The sequence below is a fragment of the Mycolicibacterium madagascariense genome (genome assembly GCF_010729665.1).
Lineage (GTDB): Bacteria > Actinomycetota > Actinomycetes > Mycobacteriales > Mycobacteriaceae > Mycobacterium > Mycobacterium madagascariense.
Window position 1 is genome coordinate 5,479,427 of record NZ_AP022610.1, and the last position, 16,263, is coordinate 5,495,689.

A 16,263-nucleotide genomic window follows, 5' to 3' on the forward strand; every position below is an offset into this window, starting at 1 on the left:
ATCATATGTTCGAACGCGCGATCGAGTAAGGCCCCTCCCGAGCGGGTATCAGTGAACACATGTGTACTGAAACCGCGGAGGCATCATGAGCTTCGATCTCACCCCCACCATTGCCCAGCACGACCTCGCCCGCCGGACCCACGAGTTCGCCGAGGAGGTCGTCCGCCCCGTTGCCCGCGAGTACGACCAGCGCCAGGAGTTCCCGTGGCCGGTCCTCGAGGAGGCCGCCGCCAGGGGTTTCTACAGCCCGCTGTTCTATCGCGACCTGATCGGCGACCCGACCGGCCTGTCCCTCCCCATGTTCATGGAGGAGCTGTTCTGGGGGTGCGCCGGCATCGGACTGGCGATCGTCATGCCGGCGCTGGCCCTGTCGGCGATCGGCCAGGCGGCGACGCCGGAGCAGATGCTGCAGTGGGCGCCGGAGTGCTTCGGCACGCCCGGTGACCTCAAGCTGGCGGCCCTCGCCATCTCCGAACCGGAGGGCGGCAGCGACGTGCGCAATCTGCGCACCACCGCACGCCGCGACGGTGACGACTGGATCATCGACGGGCACAAGATGTGGATCGGCAACGGCGGCATCGCCAACGTCCACGTCGTCAACGCCGTCGTCGACCAGGAGCTTGGCCACCGCGGGCAGGCGCTGTTCATCGTCCCGGGCGGCACGCCGGGGCTCGAACTGGTCCGCAAACTGGACAAGCTGGGTTGCCGGGCATCGCACACCGCCGAGCTGAAGTTCCACGGCGTGCGGGTGCCCGGCGCCAATCTGCTGGGCGGCCAGGACAAGCTGGACCACAAGCTCGCCAAGGCGCGCGAGATCGTCGAGGGCGCGAAGCACTCGGGTTCGGCGACGCTCGGCACGTTCGAGCAGACGCGTCCGATGGTCGCCGCTCAGGCCCTCGGAATCGCAAGGGCCGCACTGGAATACGTCACCGAATACGCCAATCGTCGGGAGGCGTTCGGCCGTCCGATCATCGCCAACCAGGGCATCGCGTTCCCGCTGGCCGACCTGGCCACCAAGATCGACGCAGCCCGGCTGCTCACCTGGCGGGCCTCGTGGATGGCCGCCACGGGCGTGCCGTTCGAGCGCGGCGAGGGATCGATGTCGAAGCTGATGGCCAGCGAGACGGCCGTCGAGACCACCGAGCGGGCGATCCAGACGATGGGCGGCTGGGGCTACATCAGCGACCACCCCGTCGAGAAGTGGTACCGCGACGCCAAGCTGTACACCATCTTCGAGGGCACCAGCGAGATCCAGCGCGTGGTGATCTCCCACGCCCTCGGCGCCGCCGACGGCGCACCACCGATGCACGTCGACCTCGAACCGACCGGCGGCCCGTTCAACGCCATGTTCGGCCGCGGCACCCCGGCGCGCACCCGCGCCGCCGACCGGGCGATGTCGCTGCGCGAGCGCGTCCCGCGCCCCGTCATGCAGATGGCGATGAAGGTGTTGCAGCCACCCCGTCGGTGAGATGACCGCGACGGGCGAAGCGCCCCGCGGGGACCGAATCGCCCCGCCACCGGCCGTTAGCGCAGGTAATTACCCGGTACCCCTGGTTTCGGCTTGGCGGTGTCTGGCAACATCAACGGCGGGTCAGGACAGTTGCCAGGAACTCGGCAGGTGGGGAGGACGCAGATGACCATGCAGTCGGTGCAGTACGTAGCTCAGGGCACCGAGGGCGGGGGTGCCGCGCTCGATCAGGTCATCGGCATGTCGATCGCCGCGATGGTCGTCGGCGCGGGCCTGCTGTGGATCGGCTACCAGCACCGCATGCGCAGGATCACCTGGCTGCACGATCTGGGCGAGTGGGCGGGCCGCAAGTTCCACCGGCCGGCGTGGGTCGCGCTGCCCATCGCGCTGTTCATCACCACCATCATCACCGCGCTGTTCGGGTTCATCTGGGACGTCAGCCTGCACATCGGCAAGGGCCGCGACCCCGGTCCGCGGGCGAACCCGGCGCACTACTTCATCCTGTTCGGTCTCTTCGTGCTGTTCGTCGCGGGCTGCCTGGCGTGCGTGCTGCCCTACGAGAAGCCGGGGCCCGCCGCGATCCGCATCACCAAGCACTGGTACGCCCCCGTCGGCGGCGTGCTGATGGCCGGCTGCGGGCTCTACGCGCTGATCGGCTTCCCGCTCGACGACATCTGGCACCGCATCTTCGGCCAGGACGTCACGCTGTGGGGACCCACCCACCTGATGATGATCGGTGGCGCCGGCTTCTCGACCCTCACCGCGCTGCTGCTCGAGCACGAGGGGCGCCGGGCGGTCGGGGAGGAGCGCCCCAAGGACGGTCCCGGCATCAAGTTCATCCAGTACCTGGCATTCGCCGGTCTGGTCATCGGAATGTCGGTCTTCCAAATCGAATTCGACTTCGGCGTCATGCAGTTCCGCCAGGTGTTCGAGCCCATGCTGATCGCCGCCGCGGCCGCGCTGGCACTGGTGGCCGCCCGCATCATGCTCGGCCGCGGCGCCGCGCTCGTCGCCGCCCTGCTGGCGATCGCCCTGCGCGGCCTGGTCGCCGTCATCGTCGGCCCCCTCCTCGGATCGCCGATCAACTGGTTCGCGCTCTACCTCGGACCCGCGGTGGTCATCGAGCTGCTCGCGCTCACCCCAATCATCAAGCGCCCCATCGTGTTCGGCATGGTCAGCGGTCTCGGCATCGCGACGGTCGGGCTGTACCTGGAGTCGTTCTGGATCGACGCGGTGTACGACTACCCGTGGCCCGCCAGCATCTGGCCGGAGGCCCTCGCGATGGCCATCCCCGTCGCCGTCCTGGTGGGCGCGTGCGGCGCGATGATCGGCATGGTCGTGACCAACCAGCAGCTGCCGCGGCGCGGCATCAGCATCGGGCTCGTCGTCCTCGCAGTGCTCGCCATCGGCGGCAGCACCGCCAACGGGCTGCGCTACGAGGTCCCCCAGAACGCCACCGCGACGTTCGCGCTGACCGAGGCGCCCCCCATCGGCGACCAGCGCATGGTCACCGCCGACATCCGCATCAACCCGCCGAACCTCATCAGTGACGACCCCAACTGGGTGTCGGTACTCGGCTGGCAGGGCGGGCTCGCCCACGACCGCGGCATGTTCGTCGACCACCTGCAGAAGCTGGGACCCGGGCACTACCGCTCGACCACGCCGATGCCGGTGTCCGGCCAGTGGAAGACCCTGCTGCGCGTGCACGACGGGCGCATCATGACCGCCGTGCCGATCTACCTGCACGGCGACCCCGGCATCGGCGCGGCCGAGATTCCGGCGCTGACGTCGATGACGCGGCCGTTCGGGCCCGAGATCACCATCCTGCAGCGCGAACGCAACCCCGACGTTCCGCAGTCGCTGTGGCTCGTCGCGTGCCTGGTGGTGCTCGTCTGCACGCTGACCCTCATCGCCGGCCTCTCCTGGGGTGCGGGCCGGCTCAACAAGGCCGAACCGACCCGGAGCAAGACCGAGTTCGAGCCGTCGGGACAGGCGTGACGATGCCCGGCGACGTCGAGATCCTCGCCGACCACTCGCTGCTGTTGGCGATCCCGGCGTTCGCGCCCGCGATCGTCGTCGTCGGCGTCGTGATCTGGGTGGCGGTGCGGGACCGGCGCAACGCCGACGAGGAGGACGCGGACACGGAGGCGGAGGCGGAGGCGGAGAACACACTGCCGTGACGCGAATCAGCGTGAGGATCGCGCCGCGGCCGACCATGATGTTCACCGTGATGACGACGAACTCGAGAACCCTCGTTGCCCTGACCGCCGCGGCGCTGCTCGTCGCCGGATGCGGATCCAACGACTCGGGCGGTGCGGTGAGCACCTCCTCCGCGGCGGCGCCGTCGAACACCGGCGTGCCGCAGATGTCGGACCAGCAGAGCCCGACCGAGCGGGTGGTCGTCGACGTCACCATCAAGGACGGCACGGTGACGCCGACCAACGAGCAGGTCAAGGCCAAGGTGGGCGAACCGATCGTGTTCGCCATCAACAGCGATGCGGCCGACCAGCTGCACGTCCACTCCAACCCCGAGCACGAGTTCACGGTGGCGGCCAAGCCCAACCAGATGTTCCAGTTCACCGTGACGGTGCCCGGCAACGTCGACGTCGAGCTGCACGGCCTCAACCGCACGATCGCCACGCTTCAGGTGCAGTGATCGCTCGAACCGCGTGGTGACCGTCCTCGCGCACGGGCTGGGCGGCTCAAACGACCTGCCGATTCCGTACACGTACGCCCTGATCGGCGGGGCGTGGGCGCTGACGTTCACGTTCGCCGTCGTGGTGCTGGCGTGGAAGACGTCGCGGTTCGACACCGGCCGGCCCGGTCGCCCGCTTCCCTCCTGGGTGACGACGGTCGTCGACGCGCCTGCGGTGCGCTGGACGGCGGCCGTCGCGGGGTTGCTGCTCGCGGCGTGGGTGGCGCTGGCCGCGGTGTTCGGCCCGCAGAATGGCGACAACGCGCTGCCCGGGGTCTTCTACGTGCTGATGTGGGTCGGGCTGGTCGCGGTGTCGCTGGCCGTCGGCCCGGTGTGGCGGGCGGTGTCGCCGGTGCGCACGGTCTACCGCCTGCTGCCGTGGTCGCGACGGCGCCCGCCCGCGACGTATCCCGAGCGGCTGGGCTACTGGCCCGCGGCCTTCGGACTGTTCGCGTTCGTGTGGCTGGAACTCGCGAGCCCCGACCCGGGATCGCTCCCCGCGGTGCAGACGTGGCTATCGGTCTACGTGGTGCTGACCCTCGCCGGCGCACTGGCGTTCGGCACGCGGTGGACGGCGCGCGCCGACCCCTTCGAGGTCTACGGCGTGGTGGCGTCGCGGCTGTCACCGCTGCGGCGCAACCCCGACGGCCGCATCGCGATCGGCAACCCCTTCGACCACCTGCCGTCGCTGCCGGTGCGCCCCGGCACGGTCGCCGTGCTCGCGGTGCTGCTGGGTTCGACGGCGTTCGACAGCTTCTCGGCGATGCCGCAGTGGCGCAACTACGTCGACGGGCTGGCGGGCCCGTCGCTGGCGATCACCGTCCTGGTGCGCAGCGTCGGGCTGCTGGTGTTCGCCTCCGTCGTGGCGACGACGTTCTGGCTGGCCGCGCGCGCCACCGGCGGCGTGGACGCCCGGCGGCGCCGGGAGCTGCCCGGCCTGATGGCGCACTCACTGATCCCGATCGTCATCGGCTACGTGTTCGCGCACTACCTGACCTATCTGCTCGAGCGGGGTCAGGTGGCCGTGCTGCGATTGCTCGATCCGCTCGACCGCGGCTGGTTCGGGCTGACGCCCGGGGTGCAGGCGGACTACTTCCTGTCCTCGCACCCGTCGGTGCTCGCGACGCTCAAGGTGTGCTTCGTGGTCGGCGGTCACATCGCGGGCGTGTTCGCCGCCCACGACCGCGCGCTGCGGCTGTTGCCGAGGGGACATCAGGTCACCGGCCAGCTGGCGATGATGCTGGTGATGGTCGGCTACACCTTCACTGGGCTGTATCTGCTGTTCGGGGGATAATCGAACGATGCGGGCTCTGATCGTGGTCGACGTCCAGAACGACTTCTGCGAGGGCGGCTCGCTCGCCGTCGACGGCGGCGCCGAGGTGGCGCGGCGGATCACCGAGCTGCTCGCCAGCCACGACTACGACCACGTCGTCGCCACGATGGACTACCACGTCGACCCCGGCGACCACTTCTCCGAGGACCCCGACTTCCGGGACACCTGGCCGCGGCACTGCGTGGCCGGGACGCCGGGCGCCGAGTTCCACGACGGGCTCGACCCGTCCGCGTTCGAGGACGTCTTCCACAAGGGCCACTACTCGGCGGCCTACAGCGGCTTCGAGGGGTTCCACTGCGAGCACGGCACGTCGCTGGCGCAGTGGCTGCGCGACCACGACGTCGATGCGGTCGACGTCGTCGGCATCGCCACCGACTACTGTGTGCGCGCGACGGCCGCCGACGCGGTGGCCGAGGGTTTCGCCACCAGGGTCCTGCTCGACCTCACCGCGGGCGTGTCCCCGACGACCACCGCCGAGGCCGTGGAGTCGCTGCGTGCCTCCGGAGTCGCAATTGCCTGAGGGCCGGTGATGGTTCCCACACTGTCGTCGGCGTCAGTTTAGGTTTCCCGATAACGGGGCAGTTCAGCGCCGGTGACCGCGGTGACATACCGTCGTTCCGGCCGCCGCGCCCGCCCTGCTTCCGCCCGCACCCGCGCCGTACTCTCGGCGTGATCCACGTTCCAGCTCTCCAGAAGGGTGCATCTTGACCCCCGCCGCCAGTTCCAAGGACACCGCCACGCCTGCCGTCATCCCGGCCGTGCAGCCCGACCCCCCCGCAACGGATGCCGTCCAGTGGGAGATGTGGCCGGGCAAGGCCTATCCCCTGGGCGCCACCTACGACGGCTCGGGCAGCAACTTCGCGGTGTTCAGCGAGGCCGCGGAGTTCGTCGAGCTGTGCCTCTTCGACGCCGACGGCACCGAGACCCGGTTGAAGCTGCCCGAGGTCGACGGCTACATCTGGCACGGGTTCGTCCCCGACGTCGAGCCGGGACAGCGGTACGGCTACCGCGTCCACGGCCCCTACGATCCGGCGTCCGGGCAGCGCTGCAACCCCAACAAGCTGCTGCTGGACCCCTACGCGAAGGCCGTGGACGGCACGTTCAAGTGGGATCAATCGCTGTTCGGCTACGACTTCGGGGACCCCGACAGCCGCAACGACGAGGACTCCGCGGCCAGCATGCCGAAGTCGGTCGTCATCAACCCGTTCTTCGACTGGGGCACCGACCGCCCGCCGCAGCACGAGTACGCCGACTCGATCATCTACGAGGCCCACGTCAAGGGTCTGACGCAGACGCACCCCGACATCCCCGAGCGCAGCCGCGGGACCTACGCCGCCATCGCGCACCCCGCGATCATCGAGCACCTCAAGGATCTTGGGATCACGGCGATCGAGCTGATGCCGGTGCACCACTTCGCCAACGACTCCACCCTGATCGACAAGGGCCTGGCGAACTACTGGGGCTACAACACGATCGGGTTCTTCGCTCCCGACTCCAAGTACGGCGCCAGCTCGACGCCGGGTGGTCAGGTCCAGGAATTCAAGACTATGGTGCGCACGCTGCACGAGGCCAACATCGAGGTGATCCTCGACGTGGTCTACAACCACACCGCCGAGGGCAACCACATGGGCCCGACGCTGTCCATGCGCGGCATCGACAACGCCGCCTACTACCGCCTGGTCGACGACGACAAGCGCTACTACATGGACTACACCGGCACCGGCAACAGCCTCAACGCCGGCAGTCCGCACGCCCTTCAGCTCATCATGGATTCGCTGCGCTACTGGGTCACCGAGATGCACGTCGACGGGTTCCGGTTCGATCTGGCGTCCACCCTGGCGCGGGAGTTCTACGACGTGGACCGGCTGTCGACGTTCTTCGAACTCGTCCAGCAGGACCCGACCGTCAGCCAGGTGAAGCTCATTGCCGAGCCGTGGGACGTCGGCCCCGGCGGCTACCAGGTCGGCAACTTCCCCCCGCAGTGGACGGAGTGGAACGGCAAGTACCGCGACACCGTGCGCGACTTCTGGCGCGGTGAGGACGCCAGCCTCGGCGAGTTCGCCTCCCGCCTCACCGGCTCGGCCGACCTCTACGAGCACACCGCGCGGCGGCCCGTCGCGTCGATCAACTTCGTCACCGCCCACGACGGCTTCACGCTACGAGACCTGGTGTCCTACAACGAGAAGCACAACGAGGCCAACGGCGAGGACAACAACGACGGCGAGTCCAACAACAAGTCGTGGAACTGCGGGGTGGAGGGCCCGACCGACGACCCGGAGATCCTCGCGCTCCGCGGCCAGCAGGTCCGCAACTTCATCACGACCAACATCCTCAGCCAGGGCGTGCCGATGATCTGTCACGGCGACGAGCTGGGCCGCACCCAGGGCGGCAACAACAACGGCTACTGCCAGGACAACGAGATCACCTGGATCGACTGGTCGACCGCCGACGAGTCGCTCATCGAGTTCACCCGGTCGGTGTCGGCGTTGCGGGCGGCCCACCCGGTCTTCCGCCGCCGCCGCTTCTTCGACGGTCTGCCGGTGCGCATCCGTGGCTCGGAGCGCATTCCGGACATCTCGTGGTTCGCCCCCGACGGCTCGGAGATGAGCGACGAGGACTGGGGTTCGGGCTTCGGCAAGTCGATCACCGTGTACCTCAACGGCGACGGCATCCCCGACCTCGACGCGCGCGGCCAGCGCGTCACCGACGACTCGTTCGTGATGTGCTTCAACGCCCACCACGAACCCATCGACTTCACGCTGCCGCCCAAGGAGTTCGGGTCGGCGTGGCAGCCGGTGATCTACACCGTCGAGGGTGCGGTCATGGAGGGCTCGCGACCCGTGCCCGCCAACGCCAGCCTCACGGTCGAGGCGCGCTCGGTCATCGTGCTGCAGGCGGCGCAGGACTAAGGCCCGTCGAGACTGCGGGGAGATCGCGTCACGGGCGAGGATCGCGATCTCACCGCAGTCTCGACGCGCCGGCTACTCGACGATGTCGAAGAACGACTCGCCGTCCTCGGGCGTGCCGTCGATCTGACCCTTGGTGATGCCGTGCACGTCGGGGTCGAGACTGTCGAGTTCGTCGTCGCTCTCGAGTTCGAGCCCGCCACCCCCGTCGGCGTCGTGCGCCTCGGTCGCTCCCTCGTCCTCGGCGCCGATCTCGGCGGTGACGTCGGGCACCTCCTCGGCCAGTCGCTCGTCGAGGTTCTCGTCGTCCTTGGCCGGGACCCACCGCTCCGGCGGATCGGCGACGTCGTCACCGTCGTCGTTGCGGATCTCGTCGGAGTCGAGCTCCTCGGACTGTGACAGCGGGAAGTCGTCGAAATCGGAAGTGGACATGTCGCCCATGTTGCCCGACGCCTGAGCGGTCAAACACCGCGACCGACGACATTTAGCTCTGCAACAGAGGTATCGTGGTGCGATGGACACCCGCACCGATCTCGCCGCCGAGCTGCTGGGCACCGTCGGCCGCTTTCGTCGGCAGGCCAGGCGGTCGGGGGGCGCCCCGCGCATCGGCACGGGACTGCCGGAATCGCACGCCGAACTGCTCCGCCTCGTCGGACGGCAACCGGGGATCTCCGTGCGCGAGGCCGCCACCGAACTCGGCCTCGCCGCCAACACCGCCTCCACGCTGGTGTCGCGACTGTCCGGCGACGGCCTGCTGGTACGCACCGTGGACCCCGACGACCGCCGCGTGGGCAGGCTCCGGCTGACCGAACCCGCCCAGCGCCTCGCCGACGAATCGCGGGCCGTCCGCCGCGCCGCGCTGCGCACCGCGCTCGACCGGCTCGACGCCGAGCAGCGCGACCGCCTCGGCGACGGCATCGCCGTGCTGGCCGAACTGACCCGACTGCTGCGCGAGGAGGACGACGCATGACCGCTGCGATCGACTGCAGGAACCTCACCCACCACTACGGCGACTTCACCGCGGTGCACGACCTGAGCCTGCAGGTCCGCGCCGGGGAGACCATGGGATTGCTCGGCCCCAACGGTGCGGGCAAGACCACCGTCGTCCGGGTGCTGACCACGCTCACACCCGTGCAGGACGGCCAGGTGCGCGTGTTCGGGCTCGACGCCCGCCGCGACACGATGGACATCAGACACAATCTCGGCTATGTGCCACAACAGCTTTCGATCGAGGCCGCCCTGACGGGACGGCAGAACGTCGACCTCTTCGCCCGGCTGTACGACGTCCCCCGCAAGCACCGGCGGGCCCGCGTCGACGAGGCGCTGTCGGCGATGAACCTCCTCGACGTGGCGGGCAACCTCGCGGGCACCTACTCCGGCGGCATGGTGCGCCGGCTGGAGCTCGCCCAGGCACTCGTCAACCGGCCCTCGCTGCTGATCCTCGACGAACCCACCGTCGGCCTGGATCCCATTGCGCGCGACGGGGTGTGGTCACAGGTGGCCGACATGCAGGCCGAGTACGGCATGACGGTGCTGCTGACCACCCACTACATGGAGGAGGCCGACGCGCTGTGCGATCGCGTCGCCCTCATGCACCACGGCGTGCTGCAGGCCGTCGGCTCCCCCGCCGAGCTCAAGGCCGCGCTGAGCTCCGACGCCTCGCCGAATCCGACGCTGGAGGACGTGTTCCGGCACTTCGCCGGGTCGGATCTGACCGAGGACTCCACCAGGCGCGGACTGCGCGAGATCCGTTCCAGCAGAAAGGTGGCCCGCCGTGTCGGTTGATGGGACCTCCGTAACGGTCGAACTGGTCAGAGCCCCGCGGGGCGTCCGACGGGTGAACGGACTGCTGCGCCGCATGGGCGCCTTCGCACTCGTCGAGCTGCAGAAGCTCTCCCACGACCGCACCGAGCTGTTCACGCGCATGGTGCAACCCGCCTTGTGGCTGTTGATCTTTGGGCAGACGTTCTCGCGGCTGCACGTCATCGACACCGGCAACGTGCCGTACCTCGCGTTCCTCGCCCCGGGCATCATCGCGCAGTCGGCGCTGTTCATCTCGATCTTCTACGGCATCCAGATCGTGTGGGATCGCGACGCGGGCATCCTCGCGAAGCTGATGGTGACGCCGGCACCGCCGTCGGCACTGATCACCGGCAAGGCGTTCGCGGCGGGTGTGCGGTCGATCGCCCAGGTCGTCGGCGTCATGCTGATCGCCTACCTGATGGGCATCCACCTGACCGCCAACCCGCTGCGGATCCTGGCGGCGATGGCCGTCGTCGTCCTCGGGTCAGCGTTCTTCGCTTGTCTGTCAATGACTTTGGCGGGCCTGGTGCGCAACCGCGATCGGCTGATGGGCATCGGTCAGGCCATCACGATGCCGCTGTTCTTCGCGTCCAACGCCCTGTATCCGGTCGACGTCATGCCGTCGTGGCTGCGGTGGCTCTCGTCGGTCAATCCCCTGAGCTACGAGGTGAATGCGCTGCGCGCGCTGCTGCTGGGGATCGCCGGGGACACCTGGGTCGACGTCGGCGTGCTGGTGCTCGCCGCGGCGCTCGGCGTCGTCACCGCGTCGACGCTGCTACGGCGTCTCGTCAGGTGACGGCAGGGGCTCGAGTAGGTCGTAGGCCGTGACCGGTCCGACCTCGGTGGCGCGGAAGTGCGTCCGCACCCACGACAGGATGTCCGCGTGCGCGCCCCGCGCCGGCGCCGAGGTCTTCGGCGTCAGGTAGTACGTCACCTGGTGTCGGGCGACGTAGTCCTGGAACTGCGGCAGCGTCGGCACCGGGTCGGTGCCCGCGAAGCCGCCGATCGCCATGACCGCTGTGCCCGTGGACAATTCGAGTCCGGCCGCCGACGTCGACCGCTCGATGGCCGCCGACCACGGGGTGTCGGTGGCCTCCAGGAGTGCGTCGAGCCTCGGATTGTCCGACGGTCTCGCCTCCACGACCGCGTGCCGGGACGGCCCGACCGAGGGCCCGATGCCCTCGTGTCCCACGCCGACCGTCGCCACCGTGTAGGCCGCCGGGCCCGCCAGCGCCGCCAGCACCGCGGCGGCCAGCGCCACGCGCCGCGGCGCCGCCGGCCAGACCACCGCGACCGACGACACCACCGCGAGTAGCAGGACCGCCCACCTCAGCCACGGCGCCGACAGTGCGCCGCCACCGAGCAGCCACCACCCGCAGAGGCCCGCCGACAGCGGGATCGCCGCCGCGACGACCCGCCACCGCAGATCCTCCCGCCGCGACCACGCCTGTTGCAGACCGATCGCGACCACCGCGGCGACCGGAGGCGCGATGGACAGGCTGTAGTACGGGTGGACCGTGCCGTGCATGACGGACAGCACCGTCCCCACCAGGAGGAACCACCCGCCGAACAACAGCGCGCCCGCCCGTACCAGGTCCGTGCGCGGCGCCCTGCCCCGCGCGAGCACCGCAGCCACCGTGGCCAGGACCGCGGCCGGGACGAGCCAGCCGATCTCGTAGCCGAACTCGCCCGACAGCAGGCGCAGCGGGCCCTGCGATCGCATCTCGGCGCCGTGACCGCGGCCCACCACCCGGGCCATTCCGTTGTAACCCAGGACGAGGTTCATGAACGTGTCGTCCGTCGACCCGCCGAGATAGGGCCGCGACGCCGCGGGCCACGCCATCGTCAGGACGACGTACCACCCCGCCGACAGCACGAACGCGACGGCCGCACCGGCGAGATGCCCGATCCGGACCCGCAGCCGCACCGGCGCCGCCACCAGGTACACCGCGGCGAAGACCGGCAGTGCCATGACGCCCTCGAGCATCTTGGCGAGGAACGCCAGTCCGAGGGCCACACCCGCGAACGCCAGCCACCGTCCCCGGCCCGACTGCAGCGCACGCACCGTGCCGTACGCGCCTGCCGTCATCAGCAGCACCATCGCCGCGTCCGGATCGTTGAAGCGGAACAGCAGTGCCGCCACCGGCGTCGCGGCCAGCGTGGCACCGGCCAGCAGACCGGCCCACGGTCCACTGATCCGACGTACCGCGCCGTAGGTCAGGGCCACGGCGGCCACGCCCATCAACGCCTGCGGTACGAGCATGCTGGCGCTGCTGAACCCGAACACCTGACCCGAGAGCCCCATCACCCACAACGACAGCGGCGGCTTGTCGACCGTGATGAACCCGTTGACGTCGACCGCGCCGAACAGCAACGCCTTCCAGTCCTGCGAGCCGGCCTGCGCCGCCGCCGCGTAGTACTGGTTGGCCATGCCGTTGACCGTGACGTTCCTCAGGTACAGCACGGCGGTCGCCAGCAGGAGAATTGCCAGGCGGACGCGTTCCGCGGTGAAGAAGGAGGGCCGCCGCGGCTGGGGTTCCACCCCCAGGGGTTGGGTGGACGGCTCCCATGCCTCGACGGTCTGCGTCACCCACACAGTGAGGCACCGCGAGATTCGGGCAACCTGTGCGCAGACGGTGAGCCTGCTGATGGTCGCTGCGCCGTAACGCCCTACCCGGTGCACGGCGACGTCTCTCGGACGGGTCTTTGCTACGTTCATGACCTCGGCTCGGCCCAAGAGGGGGAAGCGTGCGCAACGTCGTCAAGATCATCGCCACCGCGGCGACGGTGGCCGCCGTCGCAGCGACCGCGGCGGTCGTCCTCCACCCGCAGGCGCGCACCGTGGCGATCGCCAAGGCGGCGATCAACTCGTCGGGCAGCACCGTCGGCATCGCCGACTCCGACATGTACGGCTACTCACCCGACGACGTCAACCGGACCCTCGACCTCATCAAGGGCGACGGCGTTCGCACGGTGCGACTGTTCATTCCGTGGCTGGACGTCGAGCCCAACCCCGGCACGTTCAACTGGGGTCAGGTCGACCTCATGGTCGACGCGGCCAACGCCCGCGGCATGTCGGTACTCGGCGGCATCACCTCCGCGCCGGCGTGGGCGACGGCCCCCGGCTCGGCCCCCGCGACCAGCCCGCCCGCGTCGGTGGACACCTACGGCGACTTCGCCGGCGCCGTCGCCGCGCGCTACCGCGGCCGGGTGTCGGCCTACGAGATCTGGAACGAACCGAACTCGGTGCTGTCCTGGACGTCGGGCCCCCAGGGGCCGGAGCCGGCCAAGTACGCGGATCTGCTGAAGGCGGCCTACCCGAAGATCAAGGCCGCGGACCCGTCGGCGACCGTCATCGGCGGCGTACTGGGATCGGTCTTCTCCCTCGGCGCCCTCACCCTCGACCCGGTGGCGTTCGTGAACCAGATGTACGCCGCGGGCGCGAAGGGCTCCTTCGACGCCCTGTCGCTGCACCCCTACCAGTACACGACCAAGTTCTCCGAGGGCGGCAGCGTGTTCGCCTCACCGCTGTCGCAGTACGACGGCATGCGCCAGGCGATGGTCGGCAACGGCGACGGCGGCAAGAAGATCTGGGCCACCGAATACGGCGAGCCGACGTCCTCGGTCGACGAGGCGACCCAGGCCGCCTACATCACCGACTTCCTGACGAAGTGGCGCACGCTGCCCGGCGCCGGTCCGGCGTACATCTACACCACCAGGGACCGCAACACCGGCAGCGGCAACGACCTGGACACCCTCGGCATCTACCGCACCGACTGGACGCCCAAGCCGGCGGTGGACGCCGTACGGGCCTTCGCCTAGCTCAGCCGACCAGGCGCGCGATCGACGCCATCGGGATGGGGAGCCACGTCGGGCGGTACCGCGCCTCGTAGCCCGCCTCGTACACCGCCTTGTCGAGTTCGTAGGCGGCCAGCGGGCCTGCGGAGTCCCGCGGATCGCTCCCCGCCGCGGCGGCGTAGCCGTCGCAGAACGCCGCGCAGTTCGCGTCCACCCACGCCCTGGCGCGCTCCTCGAGCCGCTCGTCGGGTTCGCCGTCCCCCTCGACGAGGCGCTGGTAGGCCGCGTATTCGTAGGAGCGCAGCACACCCGCCACGTCGCGCAGCGCGGAGTCCGGCCTGCGCCGGTCCTCGAGCGGCTGGCCGGGTTCGCCCTCGAAGTCGATGACGAGCCAGCGGTCCGGCGTGCGCAGGACCTGCCCGAGGTGCAGATCGCCGTGCACCCGCTGCACGGTCAGCACCTCCTCGGAGAGCTTGCGGTAGCGCTCCTCGATCAGCGGTCGGTACTGCTCGACGGCGGGCACCGTGGCCGCGATGGCGTGCAGCCGCTGCAGCAGCGTGTCGACGGGGAACGGCACGCGCGTCGTGCCGAGGGCATCGGCCAGCGTGCGGTGCACCGAGGCGACGGCCTCCCCCAGCCGACGGGACTCCGCGACGAAGTCAGTGCCCCCGTTGGCGCCCGCCAGGTCGCGGGTGCTCGCGGTCGCCGTGTCCCAGCCCTCCGACGACCCGGCCGCGAACTCGGTGACCATCCCGAGCGAGTAGGACTCGCCGTCGAACGTCGTCTCGAAGGATCCGAGCAGCCGCGCCACGTGCGGGTTGCCCGCGCGGGCCAGTTCGCGGTTGAGCTCGATGTCGGGGTTGATGCCGGGGGTGACGCGGCGGAACACCTTGAACATCGCCGCGTCGTCGAACACCACGCTGGTGTTGCTCTGCTCCGCGCCGATGACCCGGCCCTCGGCGTGCGTCGGCAGGTGCGCGTCCGGTTCCCTGATGAATCGCAAGGGTCCGACCGACGCCGACTCGTCGACGAGGGACAGCAGGTACTGCGCCGTCGCGGGGTCGTACAGCGCGTCGTAGGCCGTGCGGTCGCCGACGCTGCCGATGACGGCGGTGTTCCCCGCCGGACCGTCGGCCCAGCGCACCAGGAGTTGGTAGCGGGCGGAGGCGGCGTCGGCGTAGTGGACGTCCAGGAGCAGCAGGTCGAGATCGTCGCGCAGGGGAACCGTCTCACCGACCCGGACGTCGGTCAGGGTGCGGCCGCGTCCCGCGTACCACCGCTGAGTGGGAAGCCACTGGTCGAATGGGAGCTGCGTCGACTGAGTCATCAGTCTTCAAAGCTACCCACGGCCCACGGCTTTGAATCAGTGCGCGGGCGCACCCCGGATTCAGGCCGTATGACGTGGCACGACCCCGCGGTAAGGTGCTGACGTGGCATCCGGTGACCTGCGCGACCATGGCGACCCCGGCGACGCGCCGTCGATCCCACCCCCGCTGACCGCACCTTCCGCCGCCTCGACGCGCCCGTCGGCCGCCGAGGAGGCCCGCACGATTGCGGCGTCGACCAACACCGGCACCCTGGCGACGTTGACCGCGGCCGGTGATCCGTGGGCGTCGTTCGTCACCTACGGACTGCTGGGCGGCGCACCCGTGCTGTGCGTGTCGAATCTCGCCGAACACGGCCGCAACCTGGCGGGTGACCCGCGCGCCAGCATCGCCATCGTCGCCGCCGCCACCGACAGCGACCCGCTGGCCAACTCGCGGATCACCCTGGCGGGCGTGGTCGAGCGGCCCACCGGCGACGAACTTGCCGCCGCCCGTCAGGCGCACCTCGACGCCGTCCCCGCGGCGAAGTACTACCTCGACTACAGCGACTTCACCCTCTGGGTGTTGCGGGTCGACCGGGTCCGCTGGGTCGGCGGCTACGGGCGGATGGATTCGGCCAGCGGTGCGGATTACGCTGCGGCGCAACCGGATCCGGTCCTCGCGATCGCCGCGGGGGCCATCGCCCACCTCAACGCCGACCACGCCGAGGCGCTCCTCGCCATGGCCAGGAACCTCGGCGGCTACCCCGACGCCACGGCCGCCACGTGCACGGGGGCCGACCGGTACGGGCTCGACCTCAAGGTGACCACCCCGCGCGGCCTCGCGTACCCCCGCATCTCCTACGCCGAGCGGATCGACGACTACGACCAATTGCGGCCGGCCACGGTCGAATTGACCCGGCGGGCGCGGCAGGGCTGAGCGGCCGTGTCCTACGA

General features: G+C 70.0%; 15 protein-coding genes. 12 read left to right on the top strand and 3 right to left on the bottom strand.

Annotated features, from left to right (window positions below; translation table 11 throughout):
* Nucleotides 1–85 precede the first annotated feature (85 nt).
* The 7 genes from G6N60_RS26055 (at nt 86) to glgX (ending at nt 8,405) form a co-directional block, all read left to right on the top strand.
* The gene (locus tag G6N60_RS26055) at nt 86–1,468 is read left to right on the top strand and encodes an acyl-CoA dehydrogenase family protein (RefSeq protein ID WP_163742821.1); all 1,383 of its coding nucleotides are present in this window, start codon (nt 86–88) and stop codon (nt 1,466–1,468) included.
* Between the two features lie 165 nt (nt 1,469–1,633).
* On the top strand, nt 1,634–3,466 hold the full coding sequence (locus G6N60_RS26060; protein ID WP_163742823.1) for a hypothetical protein: 1,833 nt from the start codon (nt 1,634–1,636) through the stop codon (nt 3,464–3,466).
* A gap of 2 nt (nt 3,467–3,468) precedes the next feature.
* Nucleotides 3,469–3,648, top strand: coding sequence for a hypothetical protein (locus G6N60_RS26065; protein WP_163742825.1), 180 nt, complete (start codon nt 3,469–3,471; stop codon nt 3,646–3,648).
* A gap of 50 nt (nt 3,649–3,698) precedes the next feature.
* Nucleotides 3,699–4,124 carry a hypothetical protein gene (locus tag G6N60_RS26070; protein WP_163744581.1) on the top strand — a complete coding sequence of 142 codons (426 nt, stop codon included), beginning with the start codon at nt 3,699–3,701 and terminating at the stop codon, nt 4,122–4,124.
* Between the two features lie 16 nt (nt 4,125–4,140).
* Nucleotides 4,141–5,457, top strand: a complete 1,317-nt coding sequence (locus G6N60_RS26075; protein ID WP_170312604.1) for a hypothetical protein — start codon at nt 4,141–4,143, stop codon at nt 5,455–5,457.
* A gap of 7 nt (nt 5,458–5,464) precedes the next feature.
* A complete protein-coding gene (locus tag G6N60_RS26080; RefSeq protein WP_163742829.1) occupies nt 5,465–6,016 on the top strand; it encodes an isochorismatase family protein in 552 nt (183 codons plus the stop codon).
* 280 nt (nt 6,017–6,296) lie between these two features.
* The gene (glgX, locus tag G6N60_RS26085; protein ID WP_163744583.1) at nt 6,297–8,405 is read left to right on the top strand and encodes a glycogen debranching protein GlgX; all 2,109 of its coding nucleotides are present in this window, start codon (nt 6,297–6,299) and stop codon (nt 8,403–8,405) included.
* A 72-nt stretch (nt 8,406–8,477) separates the two neighbouring features.
* On the opposite strand, the gene G6N60_RS26090 is transcribed toward glgX, so the two are convergent.
* Nucleotides 8,478–8,843, bottom strand: a complete 366-nt coding sequence (locus tag G6N60_RS26090) for a hypothetical protein (protein ID WP_372510958.1) — start codon at nt 8,841–8,843, stop codon at nt 8,478–8,480.
* Nucleotides 8,844–8,916: 73 nt separating this feature from the next.
* Between G6N60_RS26090 and G6N60_RS26095 the strand changes: the two genes are divergently transcribed.
* The 3 genes from G6N60_RS26095 to G6N60_RS26105 all read left to right on the top strand — a co-directional run bounded on the left by G6N60_RS26095 (nt 8,917) and on the right by G6N60_RS26105 (nt 11,001).
* Entirely contained in the window at nt 8,917–9,372 is a 456-nt protein-coding gene (locus G6N60_RS26095; RefSeq protein WP_163742834.1) for a MarR family winged helix-turn-helix transcriptional regulator, read from the top strand.
* Entirely contained in the window at nt 9,369–10,187 is an 819-nt protein-coding gene (locus tag G6N60_RS26100; protein ID WP_163742836.1) for an ATP-binding cassette domain-containing protein, read from the top strand. The genes G6N60_RS26095 and G6N60_RS26100 overlap by 4 nt, the downstream gene beginning before the upstream one ends.
* A gap of 73 nt (nt 10,188–10,260) precedes the next feature.
* Nucleotides 10,261–11,001 carry an ABC transporter permease gene (locus G6N60_RS26105; protein ID WP_163744585.1) on the top strand — a complete coding sequence of 247 codons (741 nt, stop codon included), beginning with the start codon at nt 10,261–10,263 and terminating at the stop codon, nt 10,999–11,001.
* Here G6N60_RS26105 and G6N60_RS26110 read toward each other — a convergent pair.
* Nucleotides 10,981–12,795 (bottom strand): ArnT family glycosyltransferase, encoded by a 1,815-nt coding sequence (locus G6N60_RS26110; RefSeq protein WP_246241052.1) that lies wholly within the window; start codon nt 12,793–12,795, stop codon nt 10,981–10,983. The genes G6N60_RS26105 and G6N60_RS26110 overlap by 21 nt on opposite strands.
* A gap of 158 nt (nt 12,796–12,953) precedes the next feature.
* On the opposite strand from G6N60_RS26110, the gene G6N60_RS26115 reads away from it, so the two are divergent.
* Nucleotides 12,954–14,027 carry a cellulase family glycosylhydrolase gene (locus G6N60_RS26115; protein WP_163742840.1) on the top strand — a complete coding sequence of 358 codons (1,074 nt, stop codon included), beginning with the start codon at nt 12,954–12,956 and terminating at the stop codon, nt 14,025–14,027.
* 1 nt (nt 14,028) lies between these two features.
* On the opposite strand, the gene G6N60_RS26120 is transcribed toward G6N60_RS26115, so the two are convergent.
* Nucleotides 14,029–15,330: a maltokinase N-terminal cap-like domain-containing protein gene (locus tag G6N60_RS26120; protein ID WP_163742842.1), complete on the bottom strand. Its 1,302-nt coding sequence runs from the start codon at nt 15,328–15,330 to the stop codon at nt 14,029–14,031.
* A gap of 103 nt (nt 15,331–15,433) precedes the next feature.
* On the opposite strand from G6N60_RS26120, the gene G6N60_RS26125 reads away from it, so the two are divergent.
* Nucleotides 15,434–16,246 carry a HugZ family pyridoxamine 5'-phosphate oxidase gene (locus G6N60_RS26125; RefSeq protein WP_163742844.1) on the top strand — a complete coding sequence of 271 codons (813 nt, stop codon included), beginning with the start codon at nt 15,434–15,436 and terminating at the stop codon, nt 16,244–16,246.
* Nucleotides 16,247–16,263: the final 17 nt, after the last annotated feature.